General features: G+C 58.8%; 13 protein-coding genes and 1 pseudogene. 5 read left to right on the top strand and 9 right to left on the bottom strand.

The window, feature by feature from the left end:
- Nucleotides 1–53: 53 nt before the first annotated feature.
- Both ACM561_RS13245 and ACM561_RS13250 read right to left on the bottom strand, forming a co-directional pair.
- Nucleotides 54–527 carry a hypothetical protein gene (locus ACM561_RS13245; RefSeq protein ID WP_425905591.1) on the bottom strand — a complete coding sequence of 158 codons (474 nt, stop codon included), beginning with the start codon at nt 525–527 and terminating at the stop codon, nt 54–56.
- Between the two features lie 11 nt (nt 528–538).
- Nucleotides 539–1,654, bottom strand: coding sequence for a DUF4062 domain-containing protein (locus ACM561_RS13250; RefSeq protein ID WP_425905593.1), 1,116 nt, complete (start codon nt 1,652–1,654; stop codon nt 539–541).
- A gap of 310 nt (nt 1,655–1,964) precedes the next feature.
- On the opposite strand from ACM561_RS13250, the gene ACM561_RS13255 reads away from it, so the two are divergent.
- The gene (locus ACM561_RS13255; RefSeq protein ID WP_425909748.1) at nt 1,965–2,354 is read left to right on the top strand and encodes a DoxX family protein; all 390 of its coding nucleotides are present in this window, start codon (nt 1,965–1,967) and stop codon (nt 2,352–2,354) included.
- A 139-nt stretch (nt 2,355–2,493) separates the two neighbouring features.
- On the opposite strand, the gene ACM561_RS13260 is transcribed toward ACM561_RS13255, so the two are convergent.
- From ACM561_RS13260 to ACM561_RS13270, 3 genes are read right to left on the bottom strand one after another with little or no spacing between them, the layout of a single operon-like run.
- Complete coding sequence (locus ACM561_RS13260) at nt 2,494–3,396, bottom strand: DUF1259 domain-containing protein (protein ID WP_425905595.1); 903 nt, start codon at nt 3,394–3,396, stop codon at nt 2,494–2,496.
- A gap of 60 nt (nt 3,397–3,456) precedes the next feature.
- Nucleotides 3,457–4,848 carry a chromate efflux transporter gene (gene chrA / locus ACM561_RS13265; protein ID WP_425905596.1) on the bottom strand — a complete coding sequence of 464 codons (1,392 nt, stop codon included), beginning with the start codon at nt 4,846–4,848 and terminating at the stop codon, nt 3,457–3,459.
- On the bottom strand, nt 4,845–5,666 hold the full coding sequence (locus ACM561_RS13270; protein WP_425905598.1) for a chromate resistance protein ChrB domain-containing protein: 822 nt from the start codon (nt 5,664–5,666) through the stop codon (nt 4,845–4,847). The genes chrA and ACM561_RS13270 overlap by 4 nt, the downstream gene beginning before the upstream one ends.
- 655 nt (nt 5,667–6,321) lie before the next feature.
- On the opposite strand from ACM561_RS13270, the gene ACM561_RS13275 reads away from it, so the two are divergent.
- The gene (locus tag ACM561_RS13275; protein WP_425905600.1) at nt 6,322–8,775 is read left to right on the top strand and encodes a family 16 glycoside hydrolase; all 2,454 of its coding nucleotides are present in this window, start codon (nt 6,322–6,324) and stop codon (nt 8,773–8,775) included.
- Between the two features lie 202 nt (nt 8,776–8,977).
- A pseudogene (locus ACM561_RS13280) lies at nt 8,978–9,085 on the top strand (IS630 family transposase); the annotation flags it as partial.
- A 119-nt stretch (nt 9,086–9,204) separates the two neighbouring features.
- Here ACM561_RS13280 and ACM561_RS13285 read toward each other — a convergent pair.
- The 4 genes from ACM561_RS13285 to ACM561_RS13300 all read right to left on the bottom strand — a co-directional run bounded on the left by ACM561_RS13285 (nt 9,205) and on the right by ACM561_RS13300 (nt 13,263).
- Nucleotides 9,205–9,390, bottom strand: a complete 186-nt coding sequence (locus tag ACM561_RS13285) for an integrase core domain-containing protein (protein WP_425905601.1) — start codon at nt 9,388–9,390, stop codon at nt 9,205–9,207.
- A 1,083-nt stretch (nt 9,391–10,473) separates the two neighbouring features.
- Nucleotides 10,474–12,117: a chaperonin GroEL gene (gene groL, locus ACM561_RS13290; protein WP_425905603.1), complete on the bottom strand. Its 1,644-nt coding sequence runs from the start codon at nt 12,115–12,117 to the stop codon at nt 10,474–10,476.
- Between the two features lie 71 nt (nt 12,118–12,188).
- Nucleotides 12,189–12,506 (bottom strand): co-chaperone GroES, encoded by a 318-nt coding sequence (locus tag ACM561_RS13295; RefSeq protein WP_425905604.1) that lies wholly within the window; start codon nt 12,504–12,506, stop codon nt 12,189–12,191.
- A 547-nt stretch (nt 12,507–13,053) separates the two neighbouring features.
- Nucleotides 13,054–13,263, bottom strand: coding sequence for a cold-shock protein (locus tag ACM561_RS13300; RefSeq protein WP_079447074.1), 210 nt, complete (start codon nt 13,261–13,263; stop codon nt 13,054–13,056).
- A 263-nt stretch (nt 13,264–13,526) separates the two neighbouring features.
- Between ACM561_RS13300 and ACM561_RS13305 the strand changes: the two genes are divergently transcribed.
- Both ACM561_RS13305 and ACM561_RS13310 read left to right on the top strand, forming a co-directional pair.
- Complete coding sequence (locus ACM561_RS13305; RefSeq protein WP_425905606.1) at nt 13,527–13,778, top strand: hypothetical protein; 252 nt, start codon at nt 13,527–13,529, stop codon at nt 13,776–13,778.
- Nucleotides 13,775–14,026: a hypothetical protein gene (locus ACM561_RS13310; protein WP_425905607.1), complete on the top strand. Its 252-nt coding sequence runs from the start codon at nt 13,775–13,777 to the stop codon at nt 14,024–14,026. The genes ACM561_RS13305 and ACM561_RS13310 overlap by 4 nt, the downstream gene beginning before the upstream one ends.
- Nucleotides 14,027–14,060: the final 34 nt, after the last annotated feature.

A 14,060-nucleotide genomic window follows, 5' to 3' on the forward strand; every position in this document is an offset into this window, starting at 1 on the left:
ACACGCCGTAGGCAGCGTGGTATCGCATGCTCGGTTGATGGTCCGTTCGCAGGTCAGGCCGCCGCCGCCTCGCGAGCATCGAATGTTTTGAGAACGCGCTTTGATAGCCCCTCGCCGACAACAATTTGCCAACGCGCGAAGGCGGCGGATTCGTTTGCGTGGCACGCTGGGAGGTCGGCAACAATGGCAATTGTCGATACACTCCGATGCGGGTCGCGTTGGGCTCGGATGGAGAGGCGGGTATGCTTGCGAACGAGTACTCCAAGCGGCTGGCCCTCGCTAGCATCGAGGATGCTTGTCTCGTCGATTTCGATGGCGACGTTGGGCACGAGGACTCCTGTCCAATCGTCATTGCCAGCGCTCGGCATGTATGAAAACCGGTACTGGCCGTCGAGGAAAATCGCGGTCGGCTCACCCGGCGCAGACGTAACAAGAAAAGAAGCTTCCCCCGCGTCGCGGCGCAGCAGGAGGGTTATGCCCGAGGCGAGGGCCAAAGGGCCAACCAAGAACTCGTGGGGAGCTAGCATGCCGGGCCCTCTCATGAACGCTTCCATTGCCTGCGCAACGGCACCAGCAAATCTTCCGCGATGCGTTGTCGGTCTAGCCGAAGCGCGGGACGAGGCTTGTGCAGCGAGACCGGCTCACGCTGTTCATTCCGGTAAATCGACATCGTTCCACCGTTCGGGCTGGCATCTTGTTCGCGCTGCGTGCGCCATGCCATGTAGTCGCTTGCCTCGATCTGTACGGCGCAGACGATATGCGACAAGCGCTGCGTCGGATCGACATGGTCAAGCAACCACGACGCATAATTGAGTCCGGCGGTGATGCTCGCCAGCACCGTCTCTTCAATGACCGCAGGGAAGCTCATGTGGTTGTTGCGCCGCTGGTCGGCTTCCTCAAGCGCGATGCGAAGCACAATCGCGCCATCCTCCTCCAACTGAATGCGTCCGCCGCCCTGCTGTTCGAGCACGAGCGAGTCACCATCCATGCCGGTTTCTACACCCAGATTGCGGAAGAAAATGCGCGCACCGAATAGTGCCTCGCGGTGCAGGGCTTCCCCAAGGACAGGCGCTTCAATCTCGGCCGGACGTAGGATTTGCTGTTGCGGGCCCCCGGCAACGGCGAGGGAGATAGCTGCCACTCGTGAGCTGTGGCGCTCGTCCTTCGGCAAGAGCTCTTTCGCGCGCTGGACCAGGGCCTTAGGATCAACCGTCCCGACCGCGCGGGCGAGGTCGTAGTCGTGCAGCGCCCGGATAAGTTCGTCCCGCAAATCATCTGGCGCTCTAAACCCGACGCGGAACAGCCCGTTTTCCCACTCCTGCACTTCCCTGATGAATGCCGCCTGCTGGGGCTCAGGCGTCATACTCTCCTGTACGAAAGCGATCACTGGCTTGCGGCCCTTGGCCTCGCGATATTCTTCATGCGTTGCCGACAGGCCCGAGCCGGGCTGGGGTTGGCCATAGCTTTGGCCCAGAACGAGCACGACAAGGTCCGCGCTCCGCAGGCCCTGCAGACAAGCGACCTGCGGCGAATGCAGGCTGGCTCCGAAATCCTCGGCCATCACGGGCTCGTGCCGCAGCGCGGTAATCGCCCCACGGCAGGCCTGCCGCTCGTGCCCAAATCCGGAAATGAGAGAGCTGACGAAAACCTTCATGGCCGCGATTTAGCGCTTTTCCTCAGCCGCTCAACGGCCCGAATACGATGAGTCCGCTTCGACCGGTTGAACCCAGTCGCCCAACACGGCGGGCAGGCTACGCCATCTACCATTAATTCGCCATCCTGCTTCACCCCGCGTGCGACGATCTGCAACGCGCCATCCGGCCGGGGGTGCTGCAGCCTCAGCGCCCTCTCCCGCCGGCGCGGTGAGCCACACCTCGATCTCGTCCGGTCCAGGACTGTTTTACCAGTATGAAAGCGGAAAGGTCCATTTGCCGATCTCGGCTTCGTAGCTGACGCATGCCGACATTCTCGGTGCCGGCCGTTTCGTCAAGATCGGTATTCCCTGGCCAGAATTCTTTGGGCCGTTCGTTGGCGTGATTGAAATACTAGCGGGGACCATGTTCATGATCGGCTATGCTTCGCGCGCGGTGGCCGTACCGATCATCGTCATCATGATCGTGGCGATCATCTCCACGAAAATCCCAATCCTGTTAGGCCGCAACTGGTGGATATTCAGCCTCCGCCACCTGGATCGCTATGGTTTCCTGAGCTTCACTCATGAGACGCGCACCGACTGGGCGATGCTGATGGGCGCAATCTTCATGTTGCTGTCCGGATCGGGTCGCTGGTCGCTCGATGCGCGCGCTTGGCGACGAAGTTCAGCCAGCGGGAATGCATTAGCTGATGGTGAATGAGGAAAGACCACCACGGGGTAATGCGAGGCAGGAAATGCAGAATTGCGCTCATATATACCGGGAATGGGCTATCGGTAACTTGGCAACTCTGCCGCCTGAACGGGCGTTGTGTCGCATTACGCCGAGTGGGGTCGCCGCCTCAGTTTTTTGTGCTTGCGGTTTTGTCGAGTGCTGCGCGTAGGCCTTTGGCGAGCTTGATTGCATCGTCATTGGCCCAGAAGTGCATGAAGAAGAGCCTTGGCTGCTCGTCGAGCATGTGGCTGTGAAGTGCAGTGACTTCGATGCCGTGCGTGCGCAGCGCAGCTACCACCGGATTGACCTCATCGCCTGTCAGGACGAAGTCGCCGGTGATAGCAGCCTTACCATCGCCCGTCGGTTGAAAGTTGATTCCGATCGCCACACCCATCGGCCCGGCCGGCGCCAACGTCATGCCACCTTCGCTGACAGGATCACGTCGCGGCACATTGAACTGATAGACGCCGCCATTGGTCTTACCCTTCGCGCCGATAATTTGGTCTAGTTGCGCGGTATCGAGGTCGACAGCAGAAGGTGGATTTGACGACGGAGTAACCTGAAGCGGGGTTTTACTTTCGGCAAGCGCGTCATGGAGCACGGTGGCGAGTTTGGCGGGGTCTCCATGCCCGGCCACATGCATGTAGAACGTCGCGGGGCTCGCCCGGAGCAGATGATTATGGATGGCCGTGATCTCGAGCCCGCCAGCGATCATCTTCAACATGACTGGGTTGATTTCACTTTCCAACAATACGAGGTCTCCCATCGCCATTGCGCCATCGTGAGCTCGCTTAAATGCGACCCAGCCACCGAGCGCCAAAGCCGGCTTGATGGTCACGCCGTCAAGGGTCACCGTCAAATCGGTTCGAGGGAAACCATAACGATGCACGTCTTCGGCGACCGCCGCCTTTCGACCGAGTATTCCATCGACCTCCCCCCAGTCTACGCCCTGATCTTGCGCGTAAGTGCTTCCATTCACTGCCATGAAGCAGGCGCTTATGCCTATCAGCGCTGAGAGTACGTTTCGCATAAAAGCTCCTTCTTATGTCTCTCAAGGTCTCGTCAAAAACAGTTCGTCAGCGTTCATAGTTTAAATGATGCCCGCCAAACGCAAAAATATGCCTGCGGCGCAGGAGGCCGCCAGGACAATGAGCATCCCCACTTTGAAGTGGAAGATTGCAGTAGCCGCTGCGAGTGACAGGAGAAAAGCTCGAATGTCGATGCTGCTCAGAACGGGTGCGTCGAACGACAGGCCGAATTTGTGAATCGGGAACGTCTGATGAAATAGCGTGTGCAGCGCGAACCAAATCGACAGATTCAAGATAACGCCGACCACGGCAGCGGTAATCACCGAGAGCGCTCCGGCGAGCGCCTTGTTGCCCCGCAGGGCCTCGATATAGGGCGCTCCGACGAAAATCCAGAGGAAGCACGGCGCAAAGGTCACCCAAGTCGCGAGCAGCCCACCAAGCGTTCCGGCCATAAGCGGGGAGAGTCCGCTAGTCTCGCGGAAGGCGGCCATGAAGCCCACGAATTGGACGACCATGATGAGGGGCCCGGGGGTGGTCTCGGCCATGCCGAGACCATCGAGCATTTCCCGCGGTGTGACCCAGTGATAATACTCGGCCGCCTGCTGCGCGACATAAGCCAAGACGGCGTAAGCTCCTCCGAACGTAACCATCGCCATTTTACTGAAGAAGATTGCGATTTGGCTGAAGACGTCGTCCGGGCCAAGCGCGACAAACAACGCAAAAACCGGAACGAGCCAGATTGCGAGCCAAGCTACAAGCAGTCGCAGCGTGCGCGCCGTATTGGGCCTTACGTGTTCGGGAATTCCCTCGCCGAGCATACTGTCGATCACGGCAGTATTTTTTCCCCTGTGCTCCAGTGCCGCGAATTCTGGGCGGCCTAGTCGTGCGCCCAGGAAGCCGATGAGAGCGGCAGCGACGATAATGAGCGGGAACGGTACACTGAAAAAAAAGATGGCAACGAACGCCATGGCTGCGAGAGCCACCATAATCGGATTGCGGAGCGCGCGCTTACCGACGCGGACAACAGCCTGCATCACTATGGCGAGCACTGCAGCTTTCAGGCCGAAGAACAGAGCTTCGACGAACCCGACATTCCCGTAGATCGCATAGACGTAGCTGAGACCCATGATAGTCACGACGCCCGGCACAATGAACAGACCGCCCGCCACAAGACCTCCGACTGTCCGGTGCATGAGCCAGCCGATGTAGGTGGCGAGTTGCTGCGCCTCAGGTCCCGGCAGAATCATGCAGTAGTTCAAGGCGTGCAGGAACCGGCTCTCGGAGATCCAATTCTTCTCCTGGACCAGAACGCGGTGCATGACGGCAATCTGGCCTGCCGGCCCGCCGAAGCTTAGAATGGCCACCCGTATCCAAACGGGAAGCGCCTCGTTTAAGGAAATTCCGTGCCCCAATGCCTCGGCGCCAGTCTTTTGATTCGCTGCGACGTCGGTCATGGCTTCACCTTGTTGGTCGGCCAGTTATGCGTCTCCTTCGTCGCGTCGCGGCACCACCGATAGAACGCATCGTAGAGAAGAAGACCTGCATTCAATTGTTCGAGGTCGTCGTCGAACATGCGTGACAGGCCCAGCGAGGCTGCTAGAAGGCCAGGTGCCTCCGGAGACAGATCCGGCCGTGCAGTGTCGGCAGCGCGAACCATCGCCGCTAATCGCTCCAGCGGCGGCGTCGCAAGCCCGAACTCCGCCACCATGACATCAAAGGTGCAAAGTTCGCCTCGATGGCTCCAGAATGTATTTTCAATGTCGAAGGGAGTAGCGTCGAAGCGCTCGGCCACAGCTTCCACCTCAGCCGGCGTTACGAAGAGGAAGACCGCGGACGGATCGACGAAGCGGCGGATCAGCCATGGACAGGCAATGCGATCGATCTTCGGGCGCGATCGCGTGACCCAGACTGTACGCCCTGATTCGTCGCGTTTAGGGATCTTGTCCGCGGGGATGGTTGGCAGTTTTGCCTCCTTCCAACCCAGATGACCCCCTTCCAGAATTTCGGCGGCGACGTTGCTGCACCGGAGCCAGGCCGCGGTTCCCTCACTAAGCTTTTGGCCCTTATTGCCGATCACGACCACCGATTGTCCGTTCAGAGGCGGTGCCCATTGCTGAAGGTCAAGATGCGAGCGCTTCACGGCGCTTGGAATCAAGCGCGGGTCGCCAGAGAAATCTTCATCTAGGCGGACATCGATCAGCATCGGCGCGCCCGCCGTGCCGATCAGTCGTGATAATTTATCGGATGAAATCGAAGTGTATGATGCTGACATGTTGCGCCCTTGGTGTTCCAGGACGCGATACTTGGGCATGTCGCCTCGCGGGGAGATCGCAGATCCCCGTGCCCCGAATAAAAAGCCTATTCTCGATAGTGTCAACGGTCATGCGGCCTTCCTTCTACAAGGTCGGCATTAAGAGTTATTGCGGTTGCGCCCAACTTCCGGTCTGTCACAGCGCGCCGAGCGCTGACCGCAGATAGCTCCTGCCAGCTGTAATCCGGTATGCGCAGAACCACTGGGCGGAAAATCTGCATCGCTGAACGCGCCCGCTGCCAGTTAACCTTGATCGTGGATTTTGCTTAAGTCAGTGAACCTTTCAAGGCGCTGTGAGACACCCCGACAAGGGGGCCCTAGCATTGAGGGTGCAACGGCATGAACACTCCCGATCAGGCCAGAGAGCTCCGTCTCGCCCTTTCGCTCGCTCGCCACTCAACAACACAATCTCTTCCTCGAATTCGTAATCCTCGGAAAGATGAGGCGCGAACTTGCCTTGAAAGCTCGCGACAGGTTTCCATGACGGCAGCGGCTTGCCGTATTGACGAGCGTTATGGGTACGGAGCTGTCCAAGGATCATAGGGAGACTTGCATCCGAGCAACAGAGGAACGGACGACATAGGTTGGGAAGCGTGTTGCATCAGGAGAAGCGAGCATGCCTACAGCAACGGAGAGGACCTCCTTCACCAAAGACGTCCAAGGCCGCTATCTCTGCAACAACCTCGCCGAAGTAGATGCGTGGAAGACCGCTGGTGGACGCCCTTTCGACTTCATCATCGTAGGCGGTGGGACCTTCGGCTCCGCGATTGCAGAACATCTTTGGTTTCGTCAGAAACAGGCGGGGGGTGGACTGCGCACACTGGTCGTAGAAGCCGGGCTGTTCAGCATTCCTGAACACGTCCAGAACACCGGCATTCAGGGTTTCGCTGACCCGGCGAGTCCTTTCTTTTTGAATGAGAACGCGCCGCAGCCGGAGCCAGCGCGCAATGAGGTCTGGGGCCTTCCTTGGAAATCCACCATTCCCTTCAAAGGGCTCGCCTACACGGTAGGCGGCCGATCGCTATATTGGGGTGGCTGGTCGCCTCGCCTTCTCGATGAAGAGATGGCGACTTGGCCTGCAGTCACTGTTGTTGCCCTGAACAGCCGTTATTTCGACGAGAGCTCAAGACAGATCGGGGTCGACGAGGCCAACGATTTCATTTCCGGAGAGCTGCAGAATGGTTTGCGTCGTCAGCTCTTCGACAATCTCACCAGCGTCCCTGACGTGTTTCCCCTCGGCGCGCTCCCCGCGTCGCCTCTCCTGAAGCCCGGCTCCGACCCGGCGAAGCTGCTCGGTCTAACCTCTACGGGCGGGCTGTCTCAAACTGATCTCCTGAATATGCTGAAGCTTGAGGCGCCGCTTGCGGTGCAGGCGCGGCCACCCCACGCGGGCTTCTTTCCTCTCAACAAATTCAGCGTGGTGCCGCTCCTGATGAAGGCAGCCAGGACGGCGGCTGGGACCTCGAACGGTAACGACGCCATCAAGGAATTCATGATCCTGCCCGACACACATGTGTTGTCCCTCCGCACACTGCCGACTGCCAACGGCACGTGGCGGGTCACCGGCATTGATACAAGCCAAGGACCTATTGATCTTGCGCCGGGCGGCACTGTTGTCATTGCGCTTGGAACCATTGAGAACGCGAGGCTGGCACTGGCCTCGTTCGACGGCACTGGACTTCCGACCTTGCCGCTTTTAGGCAAGAACCTGACGGCGCATCTTCGCTCGAACCTGGTCATCCGAGTGCCTCGCTCAGCGATCTCGGGCCTGTCCTCCGCAGTTAACGAATTGCAAACGGCGGCGCTGTTTGTAAAGGGGCGTGCGACGCGGTCGAACGGTGATCTGATCGGTCGATTTCACCTTCAGATCTCAGCGAGTGGCGGCGGTAATACCGTTGGCGGAGAGGACGAACTCTTTCGCAAAGTCCCCGACATCGATTTCTACGACCAGCTCCGCACCTCAAACGATACACATATCGCCATAGCGATACGGGGCCTTGGAGAAATGGAGCCTGCCGATCCGACCAACCTTGGCGCTCACCCAAGCCGGGTCGACCTGAGTTCTCGAACTGACGAATACGGAGTGCGCCGCGCATCAGTCGTGCTCACCCCGACGCAGCGCGACGAGGACCTGTGGAACGCAATGGATGCGGCTATGCAGAAGGTCGCCGCCATCTTCGCGAATGCGCAGCCCATGCAGGTGCTCCAGAGCAATCGCGACGGTCTCGGAACAACTCATCACGAAGCCGGGGGCCTTTGGATGGGAAATGATCCGACCACAAGCGTTTCCGATGGTGAAGGACGCTTCCACCATACCGAAAACCTGTACGCGGTAGGCCCCGCACTTTTCCCAAGCATCGGCTCGCCGAACCCGATGCTCACCGGCATCGCGCTATCACGACGTACAGGCGACCTCATCATGACCCCGCCCCCGTTCGCTGCAGATGCGGGGTTCGAAACGCTATTCGATGGCTTGTCGCTGGGCGACTGGACAATGTCCACCATTAGCAACCAACCCGGTCGAGACGACCCCGGCGCATTTCGGGTCCGGCGGGGTGTGCTGGAGGGAAGGGCCGGAACAGATCTCGGGCTTCTTTGGCTGAAGAGACCGACGCCCACCCGCTATATATTACGGCTGCTATGGATGATGACGGCGTCAGACGACAATTCGGGAGTGTTTATCGGATTCCCCGACCCGAGGCTCGAAGGTTACGACAATACCGCCTATGTCGGCGTCAACTTCGGTTTTGAAATACAGATCGACGAGTTGGCCCGTCCCGCAAACGCGCCAATCCACAGCACGGGCGCAGTCTACTCCTTCAAGGGCCCGACCGACGGTCCCGTTGTGGTTCATCCGGTTGGGGAGTGGAACGAATACGAAATCACCGTCGACGGCGCTGACATCAGGGTCGCACTGAACGGACAGATGGTCAATCTCTTCCACTTCACCGGCGATCCACAGTCGCCTCGCCGCGGGCTTCCATCCACGGCCCAAGACCCTCGCTTCATCGGTCTCCAGACCCACACCGGCGGGGTCTTTTATCGCAACATCCAGTGGAAGGCGCTGTAATCCATGCAGCTAATGCCACTCCGCTCACTGGGCGCCGTCGAGACGAACGGCGCCGTTACATTCGGTCTCTTGCCGTCTACCGTGAGTTTGGGCGAGAGATTCCTGGCGCTAGAGCATTTTCCGACCGGAATGAATCGTTGGGGATTCCCAAAATGGCGCGAGTCAGGTTCAAGCTGCGTGCTGGCGAAGGAGGTCAGCATGCATGGCCAAGGCGCTTTCCGTTGATCTTCGCCAAAGGGTGATCGCCGCGATTGATGGTGGCTTGTCCTGTCGACAGGCCGCCGAGCATTTTGGTGTCAGCGCGGCCAGCGCGATCCTGTGCCTGTCGCAAATCAAATCCGAATATATTGGTGATGCAGCCCGCCCAGGATTGGAAGGCGAAGAATACGCCCTGCCCCCTGAACCGTGCGCGATAGGGCGCATCCTTGTCTAACGATAGGTGCTGCGCGTCTCATTATAGTAGTTCATGTACGACAGCAGCACGTGACGAAGATGCCGCTCGCCGAATACAACAACATGGTCAAGGCATTCCCGCCGGATCTCACCGATCAGCCATTCAGCATATGCGCTTTGCCATGGCGAGCGCGGCGACGGCGGTCGATCACGAATGTCCATGGATCGAACTCTTCGAAAAAAGACTTCGCCATAGGCCCCGTCCCGGTCGCGGATCAGATAGCGAGGGGTCCGCTTCCAGCCGCACGCTTGCGTGATCTGATTTGCGATCCATTCTGCGGTCGGATGCGCGTGCGGATGAAAGAAATATTCGTACGTGCGATCTTCCTTTGCGGTGAAGTCGTCCCAAACGGAACTCTGTATCGCTGGTCGAAAGTGCTCACCGGTTGTTCACCCGTCGGATTCGGCACAACCGAAGGGAAAACCTTGAAGCCGCACATGAAGTAGCGCTGACCACGTCGCGTCGTTCGACCGCAAAACCACGCAGCCCGTCGGTATTCGCATCCTTTGCATCGATGCCGAACGACACGGTACTGATACCGCTCACAGCGTAGATCTGATAACCCCCGATTTTTTTGATTTGAACCGCATTCGCCTCTCCCGATTCAATACCGTAGACTGGCCTGCTGTGTGTACCGAAAACTTATCTGAGTTGATAACGTGATGAAATCACCTAAACTGGCGAAATGATCGGGCTGCTCTGTTTCGCTTTGGCCGTCCTGGCCTCGCCATTCAAGTCGAAGTTGCGCGTTGATCCGACAGATGATTATCGAAAATCCACTTTGGGGCGCACCACGCATCCACGGCGAACTTCTCAAGCTTGGGTTTGAGGTCGCTCAATCAAGCGTCGCCAAGTACATGCTCAAACGGCGAGGACCGCCAAGCCAAGGGTGGCTGACCTTTCTGCGTAATCACGCGCCGGATATCCGACGGAGTAACGCCTGCTGTTCGGGACCTTCTCCGTCCGCAGGAGTTCTCCAAGTTCGATATGTGATAGTCGGCCGCCCGATGAAGAATCGGGCTGGCGGATGATAACGCGTGCCCGTCAGCGGATGTGCGCCGTCCACCGAGATGAGCGCGGCCAGTTAGCCAAAGCGGCGCAAGTTTGACTGGATCGCGCCTCCCAGGAACGTTTTCCCCGCCAATCCTTTCACTCAGTAACCTAGGAGAAGCGAAGCTCTAATGCAGAAGGCCCGGCAGGGGTGCCGGGCCTTTGTCTTTCTCTTGCGCTCTGAACAGCTAGACTTAGAAATCCATACCTCCCATGCCACCGCCACCTGGGGGCATCCCACCAGCGCCTGCATTCTTCTTCGGCAGCTCGGCGACCATCGCCTCGGTGGTGATCAGCAGCGCCGCGACCGAGGCCGCGTTCTGTATCGCGGTGCGCACGACCTTGGTCGGGTCGATGATGCCCTTAGAGATCAGGTTGCCGTATTCGCCGGTCTGCGAGTCGAAGCCGTGGGAATACTGCTCCTTCTCGAGGATCTTGCCGACGATGACGCTGCCGTCTTCGCCCGCGTTGATCGCGATCTGACGGGCAGGCGCGGACAGTGCCTTGCGCACAATCTCGACGCCGGTCTTCTGGTCATCGTTCTGCGTCTTAATGCGCTTGAGCTGCTCGGAGGCACGGAGCAGCGCAACGCCGCCACCCGGAACGATGCCTTCTTCAACCGCCGCACGGGTCGCATGCATCGCGTCGTCCACGCGATCCTTCCGCTCCTTCACTTCGACCTCCGTCGCGCCACCGACGCGGATCACCGCGACGCCGCCGGCGAGCTTGGCCAGACGCTCCTGCAGCTTCTCACGATCGTAGTCCGAGGTGGTTTCCTCGATCTGCGCCTTTATCTGCGCCACGCGCGCCTCGATGTCGGCCTTCTTGCCGGCCCCGCTGACAATGGTGGTGTTCTCCTTGTCGATCATCACCTTCTTGGCGCGGCCGAGCATCTGCAGCGTGACATTCTCAAGCTTGATGCCGAGGTCTTCGCTGATCGCCTGACCGCCGGTCAGGATGGCGATGTCCTGCAGCATGGCCTTGCGGCGATCGCCGAAGCCCGGCGCCTTGACGGCCGCGACCTTGAGGCCGCCACGCAGGCGGTTGACCACCAGCGTCGCAAGCGCTTCGCCTTCAACGTCTTCCGCGACGATCACAAGCGGTTTGCCGCTCTGCACCACGGCTTCCAACAACGGAAGCAATTCGTTCAACTGAGATAGCTTCTTTTCGTTGATGAGGACGTAGGCATCTTCCATTTCAACGCGCATCTTTTCGGCGTTGGTGACGAAGTAGGGCGAGATATAGCCGCGGTCGAACTGCATGCCCTCGACGACCTCGAGTTCGGTTTCAAGCGACTTGGCTTCTTCAACCGTGATGACGCCCTCGTTGCCGACCTTCTTCATAGCGTCGGCGAGGAATTTTCCGATTTCGGAATCGCCGTTGGCCGAGATGGTGCCGACCTGGGCGATTTCCTCGTTCGAGGTGACCTTCTTGGAGTTCCTGGCAAGGTCGGCGACCACGGCTTCGACAGCGAGGTCAATGCCGCGCTTCAGATCCATCGGATTCATTCCGGCGGCGACCGACTTGGCGCCTTCCCGGACGATCGCAGCGGCGAGGACCGTTGCGGTCGTGGTGCCGTCACCGGCCGCATCCGCGGACTTGGAAGCAACTTCGCGCACCATCTGCGCGCCCATGTTCTCGAACTTGTCCTCAAGCTCAATTTCCTTGGCGACGGTAACGCCGTCCTTGGTCATGCGGGGTGCGCCGAACGACTTGTCGAGCACGACGTTGCGGCCCTTCGGGCCGAGCGTAACCTTCACCGCGTTGTTGAGAATTTCGACGCCGCGCAGCATCTTGTCGCGAGCATCGACGCCGAATTTAACTTCTTTGGCAGACATAATGATCTCCGTTTTCGTCAGATCCCTAAGACCGCGCGATTGGGCGGTTTCTTGAGAAATGATGGCTGTGCCTACGCGACCTTCTTCTTAGTGGCGGGCAAATCGGTGAGAACGCCCATGATGTCGCTTTCCTTCATGATCAGGAGATCCTGACCGTCGATCTTGACCTCGGTGCCGGACCACTTACCGAACAGCACGCGGTCGCCGACATTGAGGTCGATCGGGATCAGATTGCCTGCCTCGTCACGGCCGCCGGGGCCGACGGCTACGACCTCGCCCTGCGAGGGCTTTTCCTTGGCCGTATCCGGAATGATGATGCCGCCAGCGGTTTTGTCTTCGGCGTCGATACGCTTGACCACGATGCGGTCGTGAAGCGGACGAAAGTTCATGCGATCCTACTTTGCTGTTGGGATTATGGATTGGCAGTCGTAATGAACGAGTGCTAGCCGCTGCTGACATAACTCCAGGAACGCTAGCGCGCAAGATCTGCGATGTTTTCCGGCTTCCGGCGCCGACCGCATGCATGTGCCAGCGGGGACGGAGATCACATCGCCATTGCGAACCGGGCGCCATTACACCTTATCGGCGATGGAGATGTCTTCGATCGAGGCACGCAACATCGCTGATGACGGCGGATTTCAAACCAACGCCAACCCGCGCGCCGACTTCGAAAATATCAGGGCTGCCCTCTTACCGTTCGGCAGGCCGATGGACCGCGCGGAATTCCATGCCAGCGCTGCCGTTGAACGTTTCGTGTTCAGCTCCTTCAGAACGAATAGCTGCCGATCTAAGTGCAAACGCCGCACGAGCAAAACACCGCCGGCTTTGCGGCCGGCGGTCTTCATCGCACTTCGATAACATGAGCACACCTCTGAACGAGGACACGCAACCGATCTAAAGGTCCCAGTACATCCGTGGGTACCTCAAGTCGGCGAATTAATCGACGCGAAGGTTTTCAGCGCTGGTCTTGCCGCGCATGCTGTCGGTCTTGGCTTCGAACGAAACCTTCTGACCCTCGTCGAGGGAGCTCAAGCCAGCGCGTTCGACCGCGCTGATATGAACGAAGATATCCTGCCCGCCACCGTCAGGCTGAATGAAGCCGAAGCCCTTTGTCGCGTTGAACCACTTCACTGTTCCAGTTGCCATTTGTCATCTCCAAGATGCGCAAAAGCGCGCTCGCTCGCACGACATCCGTGCAAGCTTGATCCGAGTTCAGCGATGTCTTGGGGAGTGGAGCCGGTTTCGGCGCGGTCAACAAGCCAGAGCGACAGTTCGAACCTTACCTACATATGGTCCCTTAGGGAAAATGCAAGGGGCCGGTCCAATCCACATTTGGGCACCCTGCGTTATGAGGAAAGACTCAGAACTAATGAATAGCTATTGGACCAGAAAGGGCGCACGCTCATGGAATGTCGTCGCAAACGCAATTTCTCGTGCAGGCCTTTAATGCCGCAAAAGGTAATCAGTTGAAGCCAGACAGGCCGATTGTGTGTCGATCAGCTGAGGGCGCCCGTCGAACCGCGCAGAGGCTCGCACTGTCCAAGGCAGGCGTCGTTGCCTTCTCCATAACCTCTGATGATGAAACCGGCGACTATGACGAGAAGCCGGCGATCTTTTATTGGGAAGGACAGATCCCCGACGAATTTAGTGAGATGCCATGATGAGCGCGCTGTCGGTACTATTTTTTGAAAACGGATTACCAGATCTTCCGATAATCCTGATCGAGCCGCATCGAAATCAGGAAGGGCTTTGGCGCATCAAGGTCTGCTACGCCGACGATGAGCCGCTCCCCATGAGTTCGGTTCAAGCTTCGGCGCTGACCGGTAACCTTCATCAAATGGGCGAGGCCCAGTTGGCCGACGAGATCAACGACGCAGTGCGAAGAGCGAAGCGCTACTACTCGATGTGAGTACGCCTGTTTAACGAGACGTGTTATCAACGAG

Source organism: Nitrobacter sp. TKz-YC02 (assembly GCF_049852135.1).
In the GTDB taxonomy this organism is placed as follows: domain Bacteria; phylum Pseudomonadota; class Alphaproteobacteria; order Rhizobiales; family Xanthobacteraceae; genus Nitrobacter; species Nitrobacter vulgaris.